Raw genomic sequence first — 2164 nt, forward strand, 5'->3', positions numbered from 1 at the left:
AAAGGGTCACGCGCAACACGCCCTATCCGCCCTTCCTGCTCAGCTGCCAACATTTCCCTTTGATAGTAAGCACCCTGAACCGCTGTAAGGTAAGCCCCCTCCCATATATGCTTATAGGTCTCGGGACGGTTCTTCAGATCATCCAACCGCGCTTCATTCAAAATCTTCGGAAACTTCGGATTATCTGACCAGTTGATCTCAACACGCTTGATTGCCTCATTGTCTGAAAAACGAAACCGCTTCTCAACAGGAGCATTCTCACGCAACGGGTTCCATGTGACCCATAACTCTGCATGCCATCCCTCACCCTCTTCTCGCAAAGTCGGTATAAGCGTTTGCCAAGCGGTCTCTGTGACAGGCTCTGCCTCATCCACCCAACACAGCAATATCCGCCCCATCGACTTGATGCTGGCAATATTGCGGTCAAGACCGGAAAACTGAAAGGCTATACGCCCATCTATCGACTTAATCGACGACTCCCCAACCTTATAATAGTCTTTTAAAAAGTCATGACCTTCAATGGCCCGTTTAATCTCTTCCAGAGAACTCTCTGCCAAAGAATTCTGAAACTGCCGTGCACAAAGGATAGTGCCTGATATTCCTTCCCTACCAAATTGATAGCCTTTTAAAGCAGCCATCAAGGCAAATGATCTTGTTTTGCCTGACCCTCTCCCACCCCAAGCCGCTCGCACCGCTGCCTTGCCTGTAAATATCGGTATTAGCTTTGGTACAATCTTAATCTGTCTCGTTGTCATCAACCAAAGGCGCGATTTCCACGCGCGTTATCATCTTTATTGCTCCCCCATCTTCCCCTGTCACTTGAAGAGGCAAGATCTTCCCAAGCAACACCAAATAAGCCGCAGGGCATCTTATTGCCTGCTTTTCCAGATAAGAGATTAACCCCTCTTTACCATACTTATTGCCTGCCAATTCAGCTGCTTTAATGACAGCCTCTTTCAAAAGACGTGTCGTTTTATTGGGCACACCTTTTACCCGCCCTTGACCTGCCTTTGGGGGCGTTCTTTTTGTAACAGTTTGCGTTCTGTGAGAGAGCTGCTCTGTATTTTCGAATGTCATAAAATACGCCCTCCAGATAATAAAAAACCCCGCATTTGCGGGGATTTTAAACTGCACTGCCCCTCGTCTAGATACAATACAACCAGTGCCGCATTTGTCATTAAATACAATTTGATACACTTTGTCAATAGAAAAATCTACATATTGTATTGTTTGTTTTTAACATAAGAATATATAGTGATAACAACATACATGTTGCATTAAAACATTTTAGATGCCATATTACTATTATGAACAGTCAAGAATTAAAAAGATATCTTACAAAACAAGGTTGTAGTTTTGTTTCGGGGAAAGGTGGGCATTTAATTGTAAGACGTGGTTCTAAAAAGACAATTTTGCCAATGCATGGCGCTCGAAAAGAGTTAGGAACAGGACTAGTTAACAAAATTCTCAAAGATCTTGATTTAAAATAAATTTTTATTGCAATAAAATGGAGGTGCAAATGAAATATGCACTTAAATTCATCAAAGATGATAATGATACCCTTCTTGTTACCGCTAAAGACTTTCAAGAATTCATAACCTATGGCGAAAATGAAACAGAAGCTTTAGAAAATGCTAAAAACGCACTTTTGACAGTTATTATGGGGCGTTTCCAAGATCGTGAATCTGTCCCGTGTGGCATTTATAATGTTGCCTATCCTTTTGTTGAAGTCTCTTTATTGGTAACTTTGAAAATCGCAATACACAATGCCATGGTCGAAAAGAATTTACGCAAAGCAGATCTTTCTCGTCTTTTAAAACTACACCCAATACAAATTGACCGATTGTTAGACTTAAATCATGAAACAAAGTTAGAGGCTTTAGAATCTACTCTCCATGTTCTCGGGAAAGCTGTCACAATTAACATTCAAGATGCTGCTTAAAACTTATAATATTACATTGCTTTTGTGCAAAGTACTTCTGAAGCGCATTAAGAACAACTCGCAATGAACTCACAAGATGGGGGAATGTTTGATCTTCTATGACAAGATACTGTATTGCTGCATAAAGATTATACTGTCTATAGAGGCATTGTGCTTCCTTTATTGTCTCTTGCACGGCTTGATAGTGATTGGTTGCTTTTTGAACCCACCGTTCAAGACTAT

General features: G+C 41.1%; 4 protein-coding genes and 1 pseudogene. 2 read left to right on the forward strand and 3 right to left on the reverse strand.

Annotated features, from left to right (window positions below; all coding sequences use genetic code 11):
- Positions 1-755: phage terminase large subunit (locus tag HNQ69_RS07475; protein WP_210302716.1), on the reverse strand; the 755-nt coding region annotated here is incomplete at its 3' end.
- Positions 736-1077 (reverse strand): hypothetical protein, encoded by a 342-nt coding sequence (locus HNQ69_RS07480; RefSeq protein WP_183229394.1) that lies wholly within the window; start codon positions 1075-1077, stop codon positions 736-738. The genes HNQ69_RS07480 and HNQ69_RS07475, both read right to left, overlap by 20 nt.
- Before the next feature lie 230 nt (positions 1078-1307).
- Between HNQ69_RS07480 and HNQ69_RS07485 the strand changes: the two genes are divergently transcribed.
- Entirely contained in the window at positions 1308-1490 is a 183-nt protein-coding gene (locus tag HNQ69_RS07485) for a type II toxin-antitoxin system HicA family toxin (RefSeq protein ID WP_183229395.1), read from the forward strand.
- 29 nt (positions 1491-1519) lie between these two features.
- Positions 1520-1942: a type II toxin-antitoxin system HicB family antitoxin gene (locus tag HNQ69_RS07490; protein ID WP_183229396.1), complete on the forward strand. Its 423-nt coding sequence runs from the start codon at positions 1520-1522 to the stop codon at positions 1940-1942.
- Here the strand turns inward: HNQ69_RS07490 and HNQ69_RS08105 are convergent.
- Positions 1920-2164, reverse strand: a pseudogene (locus HNQ69_RS08105) (hypothetical protein); the annotation flags it as partial. The gene HNQ69_RS07490 and the pseudogene HNQ69_RS08105 sit on opposite strands and share 23 nt — an antisense overlap.

It is taken from the genome of Bartonella callosciuri (assembly GCF_014203215.1).
Lineage (GTDB): Bacteria > Pseudomonadota > Alphaproteobacteria > Rhizobiales > Rhizobiaceae > Bartonella > Bartonella callosciuri.